Here is a 15,055-nt window from a genome sequence, read left to right as displayed (position 1 = left end):
CAGCCCAAAAAACTCAGTGCTTCTTCACATTCCCCTGCGCACGCAGATCGCTGATCGTGGCGCGGTGGGTCACCTGCTCCGGGTTCACCCGCACCTCGATCACCGCCGGCTTGCCGCTGGCCACCGCGCGCTGGAAGGCGGGCACCAGCTCGCCATCCTTCTCCACGGTCTCGCCATGGCCGCCGAAGCTCTCGACGAACTTGGCGAAATCCGGGTTGGTCAGCCTGGTGCCGGAAACGCGGCCGGGATAGGCGCGCTCCTGATACATGCGGATGGTGCCGTACATGCCGTTGTTGAAGACGATGACGATCGGCGCGACCTCGGCCTGGAAGGCCGTCGCGATCTCCTGCCCCGTCATCAGGAAGCCGCCATCGCCCACCAGGCCGATGACGGTGCGGTCGGGGAAGCTGATCTTGGCGCCGATCGCAGCCGGCACGGCATAGCCCATGGCGCCATTGGTCGGGCCCAGGAATTCCTGCTGCTCGGTCATGTGCATGAAGCGGTTCGGCCAGGTGGCGAAATTGCCGGCGTCGCAGGTGAAGATGGTGTCGGCGGGCAGGATCTTCTCCAGGGCCTGCAGCTCGCGCGCCAGGTTCAGCGGGCCGGCATAATCCGGCGCCTCGGCCTGCTTCGCGCGGGCAGCGTGCACCTCCTTGGTCCAGGCCGACCAGCGCGCCGGGCCGGAGGCCGCCGGAAGCTGGGCCAGGGCCTCGGCGAAGGCGTTGATCTCGGCGGTGATGCCGAGCGCCGGGCGGTAGACGCGGCCGATCTCGGCCTGGTCCGGATAGACATGCACGATCTTCTGGCCACCCTGGCCGGCCATGTCGAACAGGGTGTAACCCTGGCTCACCGGCTCGCCGATGCGGGTGCCGAGCGCCAGGATCAGGTCGGCCTGCTTCGCCTTGGCGACCAGCCCGGCATCGGCGCCGACGCCGAGATCGCCGGCATAGTTCGGCAGGGTGCAGTCATACAGGCTCTGCCGGCGGAAGCCGACGGCGACCGGCAGGTCGCGCGCGACGCAGAATTCGCGGATGATGCGGCGGGTCGCCTCGCTCCAGCGCGAGCCGCCGAGCACCACCAGGGGCCGCTCGGCGGCCTCCAGCATCGAGAGCATCTTCTGCAGCGCGGCGGGCGAGGGCGCGGCGGGCGCCACCTCGGCCGGGCCGATATCCGGCACCTGCACGCGCACCTTCTGCATCTCCTCGGAGATGGCGACGACCACCGGGCCCGGGCGGCCGGAGGTCGCGACATCGAAGGCATGCGCCATCAGCTCGGGGATGCGGGCGGCGTCGTCGATCTGCGTCACCCACTTCGCCACCGAGCCGAACATGCGGCGGTAATCGACCTCCTGGAAGCTCTCCCGGTCGGTCTCGGCGAAGGGGATCTGGCCGACGATCAGCACCAGCGGCGTGCTGTCCTGCATGGCGACATGCACGCCGATCGCGGCATGGCAGGCGCCGGGGCCGCGGGTGACGAGGGCCACGCCCACGCGCCCGGTCAGCTTGGCATGGGCCTCGGCCATGTTCACAGCACCCGCCTCGAAGCGGCAGGTCGTCAGGTTGATCCTGTCGCTGTTGGCATAAAGCCCGTCCAGCAGGTCGAGATAGGATTCACCCGGCACGCAGAAGGCGTGGGTGACGCCCTGGGCCACCAGCGCATCGGCCAGCAGCTGGCCGCCCGTGCGCGGCTCCAGGGTGGTGGCACCGGTGCCGCTCTTGGTGATCCCGTCCATCATCGACATTTCCCCAGTCATTCATCAGACAAGTGGGGGCGGAGGTTAGTCCAGGGCGCGCAGCCCGGCCACCCCCTCTCCCGCCACTTCGCGCCGCGTCGCAGCGGGTTTCGCGGCCGCCGGGGCCGGTGCCCCAGGGGCGCCATGGCGGGGCCGCGCGATCGCCTCTTGCAGGAAGCCCGCGCGGCGGCGAAACAGGGGCGGCAGCGCCGCTGCCCATCGCCCTTTTGCCCCATCGCCCCTTGCAGAGGTGCCGACCGCCATGCGCGCCATTTTCGTCCAGATCAAATGCGAGATGGGCCGCTCCTACCAGGTGGCCCGCGAGATGGCGGACACCATCGAGGAGCTGTCGGAGATGCACTCCACCTCCGGCCAGTATGATCTGCTCGGCAAATTCTATCTGGAGGATGGCCAGGATATCGGCCTGTTCGTGGTGGAGCGGGTGCAGGCCGTGGCCGGGGTGAAGGACACCTACACCATCCAGACCTTCAACGCCTTCTCCGGCACGGCCGGCGGCGGCGCGCGCGGCTGAGCGGCCGCGCCGCGGGGCCGGCCCCGCGGCATCACGCTCGCGTGCGGCGCCGCGCGCCTCCCCGTGCAAGCGGCGGGCGCTTCTGAAGTGCAGCGCAGCACGAGCCACAATATCAGCAGGATGCGCGGCAGAGGCCGCAAGAAACCGGGCGTCGCGCGGCCAGTGCCGCGTTGGCGCTGCCTTGCTTTGACCTTTATTCCGTCATGGCAATGCCCCGGCGCAGCGCCACTCTTCCTTCAGGAGGAGAGACAGCCATGCGACCCATCCTTCCCACCCTGTTCCTCGGCAGCGCGCTGGTGCTGGCCGGATGCCAGCACCCCGATGGCAGCACCGACTGGGGCAGCACCGTGGCCCTCGGCGCCGGCGCGGCGCTGGTGACCGGCCTCGCCGTCGCGGCGGCCGATGACAACAACCGCGCCCGCCGCGCCGAGCGCCGCTATTACGAGCGCCGCCATTACGGCCATGGCTATGGCCATGACCGGGGCTATTACGGCCGGCCCTATCACCACCATCCGCGCCGCTGGTAGCCGCCGGGGTCAGTCGCCGCCGCCCTCGCGGAAGCGGCGCCAGCCGCCGCGGATATGCGCCTCCGCCGCGGCGCGGGCGGCGTCCGGCCCCTGCCCCAGCGCGGCCAGCATCGCCGCATGCTCGGCGTTGGAGTCGCGCATCTGCTCGGGCGAGAGCAGCGCGCGGCGGCAATAGAGGCTGAGCTCCTTGCCCAGATCCTCATAGAGCCGCGCGGCGCGCGGATTGCCGGCCAGCTCCAGCAGCGCGGCGTGGAATTCGAGGTTCAGGGCGTAGTAGCGCGGCGCCGCCTCTCCCTCCGCCGCCTCATCCATCGCCGCCACCAGACGCTGCAGCGCCGCGCGCTGCGCGGCCGAGGCGCGGCCGGCCAGCGTCGCGCAGGCATGCCCCGTCAGCGCCGCGCGCAGATCGTAGAGATGCAGCGCCTCTGCCTCGCTCAGCTGGCGGACGAAGCTGCCCTGGTTCACCACCGTCACCACCAGCCCCGAGCGGTCGAGGCCGCGCACCGCCTCCCGCACCGGGCCGCGGCTGACGCCGAGCCGGGCGGCCAGCGCCAGCTCGTTCAACCGCGCCCCCGGCGGCAGCTCCCCTTCCAGGATCATGCGTTCGAGTTCGCGCCCGACCAGGGAGGCGAGCGACTGGGTGCGCACCAGATGCAGCGAGGCGGCGGAGCTTTCGGCCATGCGGCCAAACTGCCAAAGCCGCCCCCGCGCTGTCCACCGGGACAGAACAGGGGCCAGGCCCGGTGGCTCCGGGTGGCGAAGGTCGCCGGTGCCGCGGGCGGGCGGGGGAACCGGCCCGCCCGCGGCAGCGCATGCGGTGCGAGGACCGGAACGCGGGGCAGCCTGGGGGAGGCACCGCCGCCATGCCGCCGGCCGCGCCATCCTGCCACGGCCGGGCTCAGGCTGCTGTGCGCGGCGTCTCCTTTGCTGGGCGTGGCATCCCGCAATCCGCCGAAACGCGGCGCGTCGCCCCCCGCCCTTGCCGCCTTCCTTCGCGGATGCGATTGTCCGGCGCGTCGCGCCGCCGGCCGCGCCGCGTCAGCGGAACCCGGCCGGCGGGCAAGGAAAAATCTGTCCAGACGAGGATCGGCATGGCCAAGATCAAGGTAAAGAACCCCGTCGTCGAGCTCGACGGCGACGAGATGACCCGGATCATCTGGGGGTTCATCAAGGACAAGCTGATCAATCCCTATCTGGACGTCGACCTGAAGTACTACGACCTCGGCATCCAGTACCGTGACCAGACCGATGACCAGGTGACGGTCGACGCCGCCAATGCCATCAAGCAGTATGGCGTCGGCGTGAAGTGCGCGACCATCACCCCGGACGAGGCGCGGGTGAAGGAGTTCGGCCTGAAGAAGATGTGGAAGTCCCCGAACGGGACGATCCGCAACATCCTCGACGGCACCATCTTCCGCGAGCCGATCATCTGCCAGAACGTGCCCCGCCTGGTGCCGCACTGGACCAAGCCGATCGTGGTCGGCCGCCATGCCTATGGCGACATCTACCGCGCGGTGGAGATGAAGGTGCCGGGCGCCGGCACGGTGAAGATGACCTACATCGCCGAGAATGGCGAGACGCAGGAAATCGGCCAGTTCGACTTCAAGGGCGCCGGCGCTGCGATGATGCAGCACAATTTGAACAAGTCGATCGAGGGCTTCGCCCGCGCCTCCTTCAACTACGGCCTGGCGCGCGGCTATTCGGTGTACTTCAGCCACAAGAACACCATCCTGAAGGCCTATGACGGCAACTTCAAGGACATCTTCCGCGCCATCTACGACGCCGAGTTCAAGGCCGAGTTCGAGAAGAAGGGCCTCACCTATGAGGACCGCCTGATCGACGACATGGTCGCCTCCGCCCTGAAGTGGGAAGGCGGCTATATCTGGGCCTGCAAGAACTACGATGGCGACGTGCAGTCCGACATCGTGGCCCAGGGCTTCGGCAGCCTCGGCCTGATGACCTCGGTGCTGCTCTCCCCGGATGGCAACACGGTCGAGTCCGAGGCCGCGCACGGCACGGTGACGCGCCACTATCGCGAGCACCAGAAGGGCCGCGAGACCTCGACCAACCCGATCGCCTCGATCTTCGCCTGGACCCGCGGCCTCGCCTATCGCGGCAAGTTCGACGGCACCCAGGATGTGGTCGATTTCGCCAACGCGCTCGAGCAGGTCTGCATCGAGACGGTGGAGAGCGGCCACATGACCAAGGACCTGGCCGTGCTGATCGGCAAGGACCAGCCCTGGCTGAACACCCAGAACTTCCTCGCCAAGCTGGACGAGAACCTGAAGAAGAAGATGGGCTGATGCCTGTCCGGGCCGGGGCGCGGTGGCGGCCCGGCCTGCTCGGCCTCGCGCTGCTGCTGCCGATCGCGGCGGCGCGGGCCGATTGCCTGGACTGGGACAGCCCCGGCCTCACCCGCGATGCGGGGGTGCTGCGGGGCTTTCCGCCGGGCCCCATCGCCTGGCGCAGCGGACAGCGCCATTGGGGCGGCACCCATCGCGAGACCGAGATCGAACTGCGCTGGCGCCAGGATGGCAGCGAGACCGTCCAGGTGATCTTCGCCGAGGTGCAGGACGGCACGCCCCGCCTGCGGCGCGACGGCCAGCGCCTGCTGCTGCGCATCGAATATTGCGAGACCGGCGGCACCTGCCGCGCCACCACCCTGCCCTATCGCTGGAACCCGCGGAGCGGCCGCTTCGACGGCGCCAGCGCCGCTTCGCGCCGGGCGCTCGACCATGGCTGCGACCCCGAAGCCGCCCCGCCGCGCTGACACCGCGCGGATGGACACGAAGTCAGGCGAAGCGGCGCCGCGCCATGCTATGGGGGCGGCATGATGCTGCCGATCTCGCCGCTGGACGCCGTGGCCCTCGCCCTCTTTGTCGCCTGCTGGATGGGCTATTCCGTCGTGGTCGACCGCGTGCCCAGCATCTATGCCCGCAGCGTCATCGCCGCGATGAACGAGCATCGCCGCCGCTGGATGCGCGAGGTGCTGCACCGGGACAACCGCATCTCGGACATCAGCATCATCGGCAATCTGATGACCTCCACCTCCTTCCTGGCCAATACCAGCATCTTCATCCTGGGCGGCCTGGTGGCGATGCTGGGGGCGCCGGATATCGGGCGGCGGATCTTCGGCGTGGTGCCCTTCGCCGAGCTGCCGCCGAGCCAGGAGGCCTGGGAGATCCGCATCTTCCTGCTGATCTTCATCTTCGTGCGCGCCTTCTTCGAGCTGACCTGGGCGCTGCGCCAGTTCAACTATTGCAGCATCTGCGTGGGCGGGCTGCCGATGGGCGAGGCCGGGCTGGCCCAGGCCGAGGTCGCGGCCGAGGTCGCCAACCGCGCCGCGCGCCATTTCAACACCGGGCTGCGCGCCTATTATTTCGGCCTCGCCGCGCTGGCCTGGATCCTGCACCCGCTGGCCCTCGCCCTGGCCTCGCTGCTGGTGCTGCGGGAGCTGCACCGGCGGGAATTCCGCTCCGTGGTGCGCGACGCGCTGGCCCGCCCCGCCGAGGGCTGACGCGCTGCTGACTTGACGGGCCGGCGAAACGGGTCTGTCTGGCGGGGATGCGATCCACCCCCCTTCCCCCCGCCCGCCTCCTGGCCGGCGCGCTGCTCGCCGCCCTGGCCCTGGCGGCGCCGGTGCGCGCGGCCGAGCTCGCGGTGACGGCGCCGCCCGGCTACACCGCCACCCCGATGGCGACCACCGGCCAGCAGGCGGCGCGCTATGCGGTGCGCAAGCCGACCGACCAGGATACGGGCTGCCAGGTTGCCTACACGCCGGCGCCGCAGAACAACAGCATGAGCCAGGAGCAGGTGAACACGCTGCTGCGCACCCCCGGCTGGCAGAACATCACCCGCGCCACGCTGGAGCGGATCTATGAGATCCGCTCGATGAACACGGTGGAGGTCGGCAACCGCACCGGGCTGCACATCCAGGCGGATTTCAAGCCGCTGCAGGGTCTGCCGCCGCGCTCGCAGCAGCTGCGCAGCAATTTCGGCATCTTGGAGACGCCGCAGGGCCGCACCACCACCGTCTGCGTCTTCGAGAAGGCGGAGGCCGATGCGCGCCAGGGCGAGTTCCTGGCGCTGCTGCGCGGCATCACCGCGCCCTGACGGCAAGCGGGGCGGCGCTCAGCCCGGCGCCGTCTCGTGCCCCAGCTCGACCAGGGCCACGATGCGCCGCCCCTGGGCGTCGGGGCGGCAGACGATGGCGCCCTGCTCCTCCATATAGGCCAGCACCCGCCGCGCCCGGCCGACCGAGCGCGTGCCATAGGCCTGGGCGATGGTCTCGTCGGACGGACAGGGCGCGCCCTCCAGCGCGGCGCGGGCCAGCAGCAGGTAGACGCCCTGCACATCCTCGGGCAGCGACGCCGCGCGCGCCTCGATGCGCTGCCATTCCTCGCCCTCCGCCGCCTCGGCGCTGATGCCGGCGCGCGCCACCGCCAACATGCGGCGGAAGGCCGGGATCTCCGGCGGCTTGCCCGGCACGGCATGGATGCGCAGCCGCACCAGGAAATCCTGGTAGAGCACGGAGGTGTTGCGGAACGCCGCCTCCGGCTCCGCCAGCACCTGCCTCAGGATGTCTTCGAGTCTGCGCTTGCGGGCGGCGCGCTCCTCGGGTGTCGGCTCGGGCTCGGCGCGGGGCGCAGGCATGGTCGGGCGGGCCTGGGCCAGCTGCGCCAGGATGTCCGGGGCCGGCGCCGGGGGCGGCCGGCGCGGCGGCGGGCGCAGCACCGGGTCGGGCTCGGCGACGGCGGCCAGCACCAGCTCCTTCGCCTGCTCGGGCGCCGTCTGCGGCAGCGGCACCAGCCCCGGATTGCTGCCGCGCGAGGCGGTCTCCACCGCGCCGATGCGGATGGTCACCGGCCGGCGCGACAGGGCCGGGCCGAGCGCCACGAAGCTGCCGCGCGGCAGGTCGCGGAACATTTCTGCCTGGCGCCGCTCCATGCCCAGCAGGTCGGCGGCGCGCGCCATGTCGATATCGAGGAAGGTGCGGCCCATCAGGAAGTTGGAGGCCTCGGCGGCGACGTTCTTGGCGAGCTTGGCCAGGCGCTGGGTGGCGATGATGCCGGCCAGCCCGCGCTTGCGGCCGCGCGACATCAGATTGGCCATGGCGCCCAGCGAGGCGCGGCGCGCCTCGTCCGACACCTCGCCGGCGGCGGCGGGGGCGAAGAGCTGCGCCTCATCCACCACCACCAGCATGGGCGACCAATGGTCGCGCTCGGCATCGAACAGCCCGCCCAGGAAGGCCGCCGCGTGGCGCATCTGGCCATCCGCGTCCAGCCCCTCGAGATTCAGCACCACCGAGACACGATGCGCCCGCACCCGGTCGGCGGCGCGCTGCAAGGCGGCCTCGCTGTGCTGCGCGGCGTCGATGACCAGATGGCCGAAGCGCTCGGCGAGCGTCACGAAATCGCCCTCGGGGTCGATGACGGCCTGCTGCACCCAGGGGGCCGACTGCTCCATCAGCCGCCGCAGCAGATAGGATTTGCCGGAGCCCGAATTGCCCTGCACCAGCAGGCGGGTGGCCAGCAGCTCCTCCAGATCGAGGAGGCCCGGCTGCCCGCCGCTCGTCGTGCCCATCTCGATCCCGACCGTCATTCCGCACTCCTCTGCTGGGGGGCGGAGCTATAGGGCATCCTCCTGCCGCGCGCACCGGCCGGGAATGCAGGGGGTCCATGCGGCGCGGCGACTTACAGAAAGCCGATCCAGCGCCCGGCCAGCAGCGCGCCGAGCCAGGTGGCGAGGGAGATCAGCGCGGCGAGCTGCAGCGCCGGCGGCACCGCGCCGCCCTGCAGCGCCTGCCGCCAGACCGCGCGACGGCGCAGCGCCAGGGCGTTGACGATGCCAAGCGCCACCAGGAAGAGCTTGGCCAGGAAGGCGGGGTTGCCGGCATAGGCCAGCGGCTGGACGGAAAACAGCAGCGCGCCGCTGAGGATGGCCAGCACCAGCCCCGCCTTGGCCACAGCCAGCAGCGGTGGCGCCAGCACCGCCAGCGGCGCGCCGCGGAAGGCGCCGAGCAGCCGCAGGTCGAGCGTCGCGATGCTGCCCAGCAGCAGGCCGAGCCCCAGCACATGCGCCGCATTGACCAGCGGGTAGAGGATACCCGAGCGGCGCAGCCAGGCGGGCAGCGCGCTGTCCGCCAGCAGGGAAAGCGCCGCCTCCACCGGGCTCAGCCGCCCTGGATGCGCTCGGGATAGAGGTCGTAGCGGCGACCGCCCACCTCCAGCCGTACCGCCTTCAGCCGCCGCTCCCCGGCCTCGCGCGAGCGGTTGCCGAGGGCGCGCGCCTGGTCGCCGACATTGGCGGACCCCTCGACGAAGCCGGCGCGGCGGGTCTGGCTGGGATTGCCCAACTCCACGGTCCAGAGCGTGCCGTCGCTGCGCAGCGTCAGGCGCGGATGCGGCGGGCCTATGAAGATCTCCTCGATGGTGCCGGAGAGCTCGGTCTGTTCGCTCTCGGCCCAGGACCAGCCATGATGGGCCAGCGCCGGGGCGGCCAGCAGCAGCCCGGGCAGGCCGAGCGCCAGGCGCCGGCGGGGCAGCAGAAGCGTCATGCGGACCTCCTGTCCGAAGGATGAACGGGAGGTCATGTGGTCATGCGCGCCCCGCTTGCGACGGGGCGCGCCCGGTCACGAGCGCGCGGGCAGCAGGGCAGGCGCGCGCAGCGTGCCGATGGCGACCCCGCCGAGCACCAGCGCCATGGCCACGGCGTGATAGGGGTGCAGGCTTTCCCCCAGCAGCGTGGCGCCGAGCGCCAGCGCATAGGCCGGCACCAGATACATGGCCATGGCGGCGCGCGCCGCGCCGAAGCTGGCGACGATGCGGGCGAAGGCGCCATAGGCGCCGATGCCGGCGACCAGCCCGAGGAAGATCATGCCCCAGAAGGCCCGCGCGCCGAGCTGCGGCACGCCGAGATGGCCCCATTCCAGCGCCATGCCGGGCGCCAGGCAGAGCGCGCCGCCGGCGGCGACCACCCAGAGCAGCAGCAGCGGCGGCAGCGCCACGGGGCGGTGGCGCAGCAGCGCGGTGTAGCCGGCCCAGGCCAGGATGGCGCAGAGCATCAGCGCGTCGCCCGGGTTGAATTCCAGCCGCAGCAGCGCGCCGACGTCGCCGCGAAAGGCGGCGACCAGGATGCCGGTGAAGGCGCAGGCGATGCCCGCCAGCATGGCCGGGCGCAGCGCGATGCCCCAGACCAGCCGCTCGATGATGGCGACGATCAGCGGCGTCAGCGCGGCGATGAGGGCGATGTTGCCGGCGCTGGTGTAGCGCGCCGCGCCATATTGCGGCGCCACGCTGATGACGCCCCCCAGCAGCACCAGCAGCGCCAGCAGCCCGGACGGCGCCCGCTTCAGCGCGCCCTGGCGCAGATGCGGCCAGATGATCGGCAGCAGCAGCAGGGCGGCGACCAGCCAGCGCCCGAAGGCCAGCGTCACCGGCGGCACCGAGCCGCTCAGCCAGCGCGCGCCGATCATGTTGCTGGCGAACAGCAGCGGCGCGCAGAGGAAGAGCAGGATGGGAAGCCAATTCGGCGCGGCGGGGAGACGCATGGGCTTCGGCCTCGGGGCGGGTCTGTCCTGCCGGGAAGCCTAGGGAAAATGCGTCAGGGAGGTTTACCGAATCACCGCGGCGCAGCAGGGCGATTCAGGAATTTTGCCCGGACATGGAAAAGACGGCGGAAGATTCTTCCGCCGCCTTTCGGTTTCCGCCCAATCTGGCCCGGGATGTCAGGCCCGGGCGGCGACCTCGCGCGTCGCCCAGGTGATCCAGGGCAGCAGGTCCAGAAGATCCTGCGTCTCCACCGTCGCCCCGCCCCAGAGGCGCAGCCCCGGCGGCGCGTCGCGATAGGGGGCGGTGTCCAGGCCCGCGCCCTCCTGCTCCAGCAGCGCGGCGATGCGCTTGCCGGCGGCGGCCTGAGCCTCGGGCGAGAGCGCGGTGAACCAGGGCGCCACCAGCTTCAGGCAGATCGAGGTGCAGGAGCGCGTCGCCGCATCCGCGGCCAGGAAGGCATAGTCCGACTGCCCCGCCACCCATTCCGCCACTGCCGCCAGATTGGCCTCGGAGCGGGCGACCAGCGCCGGCAGGCCGCCGATCGCCTCGGCCCAGCGCAGCCCGTCCAGCGCGTCCTCGGCGCAGAGCATGGAGGGGGTGTTGATGGTGTCGCCCTGGAAGATGCCCTCGATCAGCCGGCCGCCCTTGGTCATGCGGAAGATTTTTGGGAGAGGCCAGGCGGGGGTGTGGCTCTCCAGCCGGGCCACGGCGCGCGGCGAGAGCGCGATCATGCCATGCGCCGCCTCGCCCCCCAGCACCTTCTGCCAGGACCAGGTGACGACATCGAGCTTGTGCCAGTCGAGATCCATGGCGAAGGCCGCCGAAGTGGCGTCGCAGATCGCTAAGCCCTCGCGGTCGGCGGCGATCCAGTCGGCATGCGGCAGGCGCACGCCGCTGGTGGTGCCGTTCCAGACAAAGACCAGGTCGCGCTTCGGGTCGGCCTGCGCCAGGTCGGGCAGCCCGCCATAGGGCGCCTTGATCAGTCGTACCTCCGGCAGGCGCAGCTGGGTGGTGATGTCGGTGGCCCATTCGCCGGAGAAGCTCTCCCAGGCCAGCACATCGACGCCGCGCGGGCCCAGCATCGACCACAGCGCCATCTCCACCGCCCCGGTGTCGGAGGCCGGCACGATGCCGAGGCGCCAGCCCTCCGGCATGCGCAGCACGGATTTCGAGCGCTCGATCACCTCGGCCAGCTTCGCCTTTGGCGCCTTGGCGCGGTGGCTGCGGCCGAGCAGCGCGCCCTCCAGCGCCGCCAGCGACCAGCCGGGCCGCTTGGCGCAGGGGCCCGAGGAGAAGCAGGGATTGGCCGGGCGGCGGGAGGGCTTCGGGTTGGGCTGGGCCATGGCGGGAAGACTTTCAGGGGATCGAGGCCAGGAGAGGCGCCGGTTTGCGCCGCGCGGCGCGCGGGGGCAAGGCCCGGCCTTGCCCCCTGCCGTCAGCGTCGGGCGGGCATCAGGCGCGGGGCAGCAGCACCGAGCCCTCGGCATAGAGCACGGCATGGCCGCCCATGCGCACCCGGTCGCCGCGCAGCTCGCACCACAGCGTGCCGCCGCGGGCGCTGGCCTGGCGGCAGACCAGCGTGCTGCGGCCCAGGCGCTGCGCCCAGAAGGGCACCAGCTGGATATGCGCAGCCCCCGTCACCGGATCCTCATTCACCCCCACCCGCGCCGCGAAATAGCGCGAGACGGTGTCATGCACCCCGTCATCCCCCGCCGCCGTGGCGATGACCCGCGCCGCGCCGCCGCCCTGGGCGGCATCCGGCAGGGTCGCGATGCGGCCATGGTCGGGGGTCAGCGCGCGCACCGTCTCCGCCTTGTCGAAGACGCAGATCCAGTCGCGCGCCTTCCAGATCTCGCGCGGCACGGCACCCAGCGCCGCGGCCAGGCCGGGCGGGCCGGCATGCGCGCGAAGCGGCGGGTTGGCCGGGAAGTCGAGCACGAAGCGCCCCTCCTCCTGGCTGACGCCCAGCTCGCCCGAGGCGGTGCGGAAGCGCAAGGGCCCCGCCTCCCCCAGCACCCGGGCCAGGACGAAGGCGGTGGCCAGCGTCGCATGGCCGCAGAGCGGCACCTCGGTGGTCGGGGTGAACCAGCGCAGATGCCAGCGTCCCGGCCCGTCGGGGACGAAGAAGGCGGTCTCGCTGAGATTGTGCTCGGCCGCCATGGATTGCATCAGCGCATCCGGCAGCCAGGATTGCAGCGGCACCACGGCGGCCGGGTTGCCGGCGAAGGCTCGCTCGGCGAAGGCATCGACCTGGTAGACGGCGACACGCTCCGGCAGGCCAGCGGCGGCGAGACCGTTGGAGGTCAGGTCGGAGGTCTGGAGCGGGGTCGCCATGGGGGCACCTGTCAGGCTGAAGCGGAGCCGCAGGATGCCCGCCGCCGGCGCGGCCGCGAAGGCCGCATCCGGCGGGCCGGCGTCATACCAGGGTTGCGAGGCGCGCCGGATCGACGGTGATGCTGTGGTTCAGCGGGCCATGGCCGCGGCCGAAGCCGGGGGCGTGGCGCAGCGCCTCCTGCACATAGGCGCGGGCGCGCATCACCGCGGCGCGCAGGCCGAGCCCCTGCGACAGGCCGGCGGCGATGGCCGAGGCCAGGGTGCAGCCGGTGCCATGGGTGTGGCGGCTGTCGATGCGCTCGCTCTCGAAGAACTCGATGCCATCCTCGGTCGCCAGCAGATCGACCAGCCGGTTGCCCGGCATATGGCCGCCCTTCAGCAGCACCGCCGGCACGCCCAGCGTCAGCATCATCTCGGCCGCCGCCTGCATCTCGTCGACATTGGCGATATGCATGCCGGACAGCACCTCGGCCTCCGGGATGTTGGGCGTCAGCAGCGCGGCGAAGGGCAGCAGGCGGCGCTTCAGCGTCTCGACCGCCGCCTTGGTCAGCAGCGCCTCGCCACCCTTGGCGACCATCACCGGATCGGCCACCAGCGGCACGCGGCGGCCATGCTCGGCCAGCGCGTCGCAGACGGCGTTGATCGTCTCGGAATCGGCCAGCATGCCGGTCTTGATGGCGTCGGCGCCGATATCCTGCAGCACCAGGCGGATCTGCTGGCGGATGAAATCCGGCGGCACGGTGTGCACGCCATGCACGCCGCTGGTGTCCTGCGCCGTCAGCGCGGTGATGGCGGTGGCGGCATAGGCGTCGAGCGCCGTGCAGGTCTTGATGTCGGCCTGGATGCCGGCGCCGCCGCCGGAATCGGAGCCGGCGATGATCAGGACGCGACCGCGCATCAGGCCGCCTCCCCCGCCTCGGCCGCCGCCTCGGCGGTGGCGGCGGGCGGCTCGGCCACGGCGCCGGCCGCGGCGCGGGCGCGGATCAGCGCCGCCAGCTGCTGCACGGTGTCTTCCACGATGGTCTCCTCCTCGGCCTCGGCCATCACGCGGATCACCGGCTCGGTGCCGCTGGGGCGGATCAGGATACGGCCGCGCCCTTCCAGGCGGGCGCTGGCGGCGTCGATGGCGGCCTGCACGGTGCTGTCCTGCAGCGGGCTGGCCCCGGCATAGCGCACATTCACCAGGCGCTGCGGCAGGGGCGTGAAGCGGCGGCAGACCTCGCTGGCCGGCCGGCCTTCCTCGGCCAGCACGGCCAGCACCTGCAGCGCCGCCGCCAGCCCGTCGCCGGTGGTGCCGAAATCGCTCAGGATCATGTGGCCGGACTGCTCGCCACCCAGATTGCAGCCGGTCTCGCGCATGCGCTCCGACACATAGCGGTCCCCCACCTTGGTGCGCAGCAGCTTCAGCCCGGCCGAGTGAAGAAAGCGTTCAAGGCCCAGATTCGACATCACCGTGGCGACCACGGCATCGCCGCGCAGCCGCCCCTGCGCCGCCCAGGAGGCGGCGATGACCGCCAGGATCTGGTCGCCATCGACGATCTGGCCCTTCTCATCGGCCAGCACCAGCCGGTCGGCATCGCCATCGAGGGCGATGCCGAGATCGGCGCGCCGCTCGCGCACCAGCTCGGCCATGCGGCCCGGGGCGGTGGAGCCGCATTCGCGGTTGATGTTGAAGCCATCCGGAGCGACGCCCACCGGCACCACCTCCGCCCCCAGCTCCCACAGCACGGTGGGGGCGACCTTGTAGGCGGCGCCATGCGCGCAATCGACGACGATGCGCATGCCCGACAGGCTACGGCCCTTGGGGAAGCTGGCCTTCACCGCCTCGATATAGCGGCCCGGCGCATCCTCCAGCCGGCTGGCGCGGCCGAGGCGCGAGGGGGCGACGAGTTGGGCCGAGAGATCGCCCTCCATCAGCGCCTCGATCTCGGCTTCCTCGGCGTCGGAGAGCTTCAGCCCGTCCGGGCCGAACAGCTTGATGCCATTGTCCTCGAAGGGGTTGTGGCTGGCCGAGATCATCACGCCGAGATCGGCGCGCAGGCTGCGCGTCAGCATGGCGATGGCGGGTGTGGGCAGCGGCCCCACCAGCACCACATCCATGCCGGCGCCGACGAAGCCCGCGGTCAGCGCCGGCTCCAGCATGTAGCCGGAGAGCCGCGTATCCTTGCCGATGACGACGCGGTGGCGATGGCTGCCGCGGTTGAAAAAGCGGCCCGCCGCCTGGCCCAGGCGCAGCGCGGTCGAGGCATCCATCGGCGCGCGATTCGCCACCCCCCGGATGCCATCCGTCCCGAACAAACGCCGCACCGCCTCGCCCATGGCCCTCGCCTCCCCGCTCTCGCCTGCCCGCTCTCGGCTGACTGCATGGCGCGGACGCGGC

At 71.6% G+C, this 15,055-nt stretch carries 16 protein-coding genes; 6 read left to right on the top strand and 10 right to left on the bottom strand.

Going from position 1 to position 15,055, the window contains the following annotated elements; translation table 11 throughout:
* Window positions 1-13: 13 nt before the first annotated feature.
* Window positions 14-1,732: a thiamine pyrophosphate-dependent enzyme gene (locus QE401_RS06905; protein WP_307137510.1), complete on the bottom strand. Its 1,719-nt coding sequence runs from the start codon at window positions 1,730-1,732 to the stop codon at window positions 14-16.
* A gap of 262 nt (window positions 1,733-1,994) precedes the next feature.
* Between QE401_RS06905 and QE401_RS06900 the strand changes: the two genes are divergently transcribed.
* Both QE401_RS06900 and QE401_RS06895 read left to right on the top strand, forming a co-directional pair.
* Window positions 1,995-2,264, top strand: coding sequence for an Lrp/AsnC ligand binding domain-containing protein (locus tag QE401_RS06900; RefSeq protein WP_307137509.1), 270 nt, complete (start codon window positions 1,995-1,997; stop codon window positions 2,262-2,264).
* A gap of 254 nt (window positions 2,265-2,518) precedes the next feature.
* Window positions 2,519-2,791: a hypothetical protein gene (locus tag QE401_RS06895; RefSeq protein ID WP_307137508.1), complete on the top strand. Its 273-nt coding sequence runs from the start codon at window positions 2,519-2,521 to the stop codon at window positions 2,789-2,791.
* Between the two features lie 9 nt (window positions 2,792-2,800).
* On the opposite strand, the gene QE401_RS06890 is transcribed toward QE401_RS06895, so the two are convergent.
* On the bottom strand, window positions 2,801-3,472 hold the full coding sequence (locus tag QE401_RS06890; RefSeq protein WP_307137507.1) for a GntR family transcriptional regulator: 672 nt from the start codon (window positions 3,470-3,472) through the stop codon (window positions 2,801-2,803).
* 410 nt (window positions 3,473-3,882) lie between these two features.
* On the opposite strand from QE401_RS06890, the gene QE401_RS06885 reads away from it, so the two are divergent.
* The 4 genes from QE401_RS06885 to QE401_RS06870 are packed head-to-tail and all read left to right on the top strand — an operon-like array spanning window position 3,883 to window position 6,904.
* A complete protein-coding gene (locus QE401_RS06885) occupies window positions 3,883-5,094 on the top strand; it encodes an NADP-dependent isocitrate dehydrogenase (RefSeq protein ID WP_307137506.1) in 1,212 nt (403 codons plus the stop codon).
* On the top strand, window positions 5,094-5,561 hold the full coding sequence (locus tag QE401_RS06880) for a hypothetical protein (protein WP_307137505.1): 468 nt from the start codon (window positions 5,094-5,096) through the stop codon (window positions 5,559-5,561). The genes QE401_RS06885 and QE401_RS06880 overlap by 1 nt, the downstream gene beginning before the upstream one ends.
* A 60-nt stretch (window positions 5,562-5,621) precedes the next feature.
* Window positions 5,622-6,308: a DUF599 domain-containing protein gene (locus tag QE401_RS06875; protein ID WP_307137504.1), complete on the top strand. Its 687-nt coding sequence runs from the start codon at window positions 5,622-5,624 to the stop codon at window positions 6,306-6,308.
* Window positions 6,309-6,355: 47 nt separating this feature from the next.
* A complete protein-coding gene (locus QE401_RS06870) occupies window positions 6,356-6,904 on the top strand; it encodes a hypothetical protein (protein ID WP_307137503.1) in 549 nt (182 codons plus the stop codon).
* 18 nt (window positions 6,905-6,922) lie between these two features.
* Here the strand turns inward: QE401_RS06870 and QE401_RS06865 are convergent, their stop codons facing one another.
* The 8 genes from QE401_RS06865 to glmM form a co-directional block, all read right to left on the bottom strand.
* Complete coding sequence (locus tag QE401_RS06865; RefSeq protein ID WP_307137502.1) at window positions 6,923-8,392, bottom strand: AAA family ATPase; 1,470 nt, start codon at window positions 8,390-8,392, stop codon at window positions 6,923-6,925.
* Between the two features lie 92 nt (window positions 8,393-8,484).
* Window positions 8,485-8,958, bottom strand: a complete 474-nt coding sequence (locus QE401_RS06860) for a DUF6644 family protein (RefSeq protein WP_307137501.1) — start codon at window positions 8,956-8,958, stop codon at window positions 8,485-8,487.
* 5 nt (window positions 8,959-8,963) lie between these two features.
* The gene (locus QE401_RS06855) at window positions 8,964-9,347 is read right to left on the bottom strand and encodes a DUF6152 family protein (RefSeq protein WP_307137500.1); all 384 of its coding nucleotides are present in this window, start codon (window positions 9,345-9,347) and stop codon (window positions 8,964-8,966) included.
* Window positions 9,348-9,422: 75 nt separating this feature from the next.
* Complete coding sequence (locus QE401_RS06850; protein WP_307137499.1) at window positions 9,423-10,340, bottom strand: DMT family transporter; 918 nt, start codon at window positions 10,338-10,340, stop codon at window positions 9,423-9,425.
* A gap of 177 nt (window positions 10,341-10,517) precedes the next feature.
* Window positions 10,518-11,684 carry a phosphoserine transaminase gene (locus tag QE401_RS06845; protein ID WP_307137498.1) on the bottom strand — a complete coding sequence of 389 codons (1,167 nt, stop codon included), beginning with the start codon at window positions 11,682-11,684 and terminating at the stop codon, window positions 10,518-10,520.
* A gap of 109 nt (window positions 11,685-11,793) precedes the next feature.
* On the bottom strand, window positions 11,794-12,675 hold the full coding sequence (locus tag QE401_RS06840) for a PhzF family phenazine biosynthesis protein (protein ID WP_307137497.1): 882 nt from the start codon (window positions 12,673-12,675) through the stop codon (window positions 11,794-11,796).
* A gap of 82 nt (window positions 12,676-12,757) precedes the next feature.
* Window positions 12,758-13,573, bottom strand: a complete 816-nt coding sequence (gene thiD / locus QE401_RS06835; protein ID WP_307137496.1) for a bifunctional hydroxymethylpyrimidine kinase/phosphomethylpyrimidine kinase — start codon at window positions 13,571-13,573, stop codon at window positions 12,758-12,760.
* Window positions 13,573-14,994, bottom strand: a complete 1,422-nt coding sequence (gene glmM, locus QE401_RS06830; protein WP_307137495.1) for a phosphoglucosamine mutase — start codon at window positions 14,992-14,994, stop codon at window positions 13,573-13,575. The genes thiD and glmM overlap by 1 nt, the downstream gene beginning before the upstream one ends.
* Window positions 14,995-15,055: the final 61 nt, after the last annotated feature.

This window comes from Pseudoroseomonas cervicalis, assembly GCF_030818485.1.
GTDB classification, from domain to species: Bacteria; Pseudomonadota; Alphaproteobacteria; order Acetobacterales; family Acetobacteraceae; genus Pseudoroseomonas; species Pseudoroseomonas cervicalis_A.
The sequence above is the reverse complement of the archived record's forward strand: the minus strand, read 5'-3'. Positions and strand labels throughout refer to the sequence as shown.

Excerpts from the sequence above, each read along its gene's own strand:
- QE401_RS06905 (WP_307137510.1), bottom strand. The coding sequence starts at position 1,732 with ATGGACGGGATCACCAAGAGCGGCACCGGTGCCACCACCCTGGAGCCG.
- QE401_RS06900 (WP_307137509.1), top strand. The coding sequence starts at position 1,995 with ATGCGCGCCATTTTCGTCCAGATCAAATGCGAGATGGGCCGCTCCTAC.
- QE401_RS06895 (WP_307137508.1), top strand. The coding sequence starts at position 2,519 with ATGCGACCCATCCTTCCCACCCTGTTCCTCGGCAGCGCGCTGGTGCTG.
- QE401_RS06890 (WP_307137507.1), bottom strand. The coding sequence starts at position 3,472 with ATGGCCGAAAGCTCCGCCGCCTCGCTGCATCTGGTGCGCACCCAGTCG.
- QE401_RS06885 (WP_307137506.1), top strand. The coding sequence starts at position 3,883 with ATGGCCAAGATCAAGGTAAAGAACCCCGTCGTCGAGCTCGACGGCGAC.
- QE401_RS06880 (WP_307137505.1), top strand. The coding sequence starts at position 5,094 with ATGCCTGTCCGGGCCGGGGCGCGGTGGCGGCCCGGCCTGCTCGGCCTC.
- QE401_RS06875 (WP_307137504.1), top strand. The coding sequence starts at position 5,622 with ATGATGCTGCCGATCTCGCCGCTGGACGCCGTGGCCCTCGCCCTCTTT.
- QE401_RS06870 (WP_307137503.1), top strand. The coding sequence starts at position 6,356 with ATGCGATCCACCCCCCTTCCCCCCGCCCGCCTCCTGGCCGGCGCGCTG.
- QE401_RS06865 (WP_307137502.1), bottom strand. The coding sequence starts at position 8,392 with ATGACGGTCGGGATCGAGATGGGCACGACGAGCGGCGGGCAGCCGGGC.
- QE401_RS06855 (WP_307137500.1), bottom strand. The coding sequence starts at position 9,347 with ATGACGCTTCTGCTGCCCCGCCGGCGCCTGGCGCTCGGCCTGCCCGGG.
- QE401_RS06850 (WP_307137499.1), bottom strand. The coding sequence starts at position 10,340 with ATGCGTCTCCCCGCCGCGCCGAATTGGCTTCCCATCCTGCTCTTCCTC.
- QE401_RS06845 (WP_307137498.1), bottom strand. The coding sequence starts at position 11,684 with ATGGCCCAGCCCAACCCGAAGCCCTCCCGCCGCCCGGCCAATCCCTGC.
- QE401_RS06840 (WP_307137497.1), bottom strand. The coding sequence starts at position 12,675 with ATGGCGACCCCGCTCCAGACCTCCGACCTGACCTCCAACGGTCTCGCC.
- thiD (WP_307137496.1), bottom strand. The coding sequence starts at position 13,573 with ATGCGCGGTCGCGTCCTGATCATCGCCGGCTCCGATTCCGGCGGCGGC.
- glmM (WP_307137495.1), bottom strand. The coding sequence starts at position 14,994 with ATGGGCGAGGCGGTGCGGCGTTTGTTCGGGACGGATGGCATCCGGGGG.